The organism is Paraclostridium bifermentans (assembly GCF_964259345.1).
In the GTDB taxonomy this organism is placed as follows: Bacteria; Bacillota; Clostridia; order Peptostreptococcales; family Peptostreptococcaceae; genus Paraclostridium; species Paraclostridium bifermentans_B.
In genome coordinates this window covers 1-760 of the sequence record NZ_CAXVJR010000028.1, presented here as the reverse complement: position 1 = coordinate 760, position 760 = coordinate 1, and the positions used below count along the sequence as shown (strand labels likewise).

General features: G+C 25.3%; 1 protein-coding gene. It reads left to right on the top strand.

The window, feature by feature from the left end; translation table 11 throughout:
- Window positions 1-291 (top strand): hypothetical protein (locus ACEXNK_RS17515; protein ID WP_373601498.1); only part of this gene is annotated, 291 nt, incomplete at its 5' end.
- Window positions 292-760: the final 469 nt, after the last annotated feature.

Below are 760 nucleotides of genomic sequence, written 5' to 3'. Positions count from 1 at the left end.
AGTAAGTCAGTTGCTGCAGGAGAAACAATAATAGATACAATGGGTGGGAATTGTGATCCATGTGGATATTCAAAACCTCATTATGATCCTTGTAAGCCGCAAGAAACGAAAGTAGTTCATCCTAGTAGCTGTACTTGTCATGAAGGTAATAACTGTGGTTGTCATCAAGATAATCACCATGATGGTCATAAAGATAGTAGCTGTAATTGTGGATGTAATTGTAGCTATGATAATTATAACCAAAGTAAGCCTTATAGAAAATCAAACTATGCTTTATACAATAGACTATAATTACAAAAAGGATTACTTGATATAGTAACTATAAAGTTATAATTAATTAAAATAATTATTAAAAATAATTAAGTATTAACCTAATTGAAAAATAACTATACTAAGGGATCTATATGAAATTTTAAAAAAGTATTTTATATAGATCTCTTTTAAAATTTAAACATTTTAAAGAGTTATAGTCAAATTTAAGGGTTATTATGTACGCATTATTATTAATTTTACTATAACAAAAAACTCTTATAAAAAAACAAATGAATTTTATTGAAAATAACACCTTATTATTAATAATTGAATAAGATGATATAGAAATATAACTTTTAATAAAAGGAGGTTTATATATGAGTAAATTTATCAGGGAATTAGTTGAATATATAGGCATAGATTCATATACGCATAATGTATGTAGCTTTCAAGATACTACTAATTTTAAGCAAACAAGTATAGATTTTCAGCTTTGTGTACCTAATCC